Genomic DNA, 251 nt, shown 5'->3' on the forward strand with positions numbered 1-251 from the left:
CAAAAACCAGACATATTGTTTTTCTGCTGCATCGGGATGCCAGAAAATGATGCCCATCTGAGCGAAACGTTTGAATGGATAGGGATAGGGGAGCTGACAATTATCAAAACTGACAAACTGTTCAGGGTTAATTTACAGACCCTGCGGCCCATATCAAACACCCGATACTGGGCGCCACTTTGACGCAGAAATTTGCTCAAGGTGTTGATCTGTCCAATATCCATAACTTACTCCGTATCAGGTACGGTATT

General features: G+C 44.2%; 1 pseudogene. It reads right to left on the reverse strand.

The features are described 5' to 3' along the window. Nucleotides 1-224 (reverse strand): annotated as a pseudogene (locus E8Q33_RS16885) (DUF3549 family protein); the annotation flags it as partial. Between the last annotated feature and the right edge of the window lie 27 nt (nt 225-251).

The organism is Methylophaga sp. SB9B (genome assembly GCF_004832235.1).
GTDB lineage: Bacteria > Pseudomonadota > Gammaproteobacteria > Nitrosococcales > Methylophagaceae > Methylophaga > Methylophaga muralis.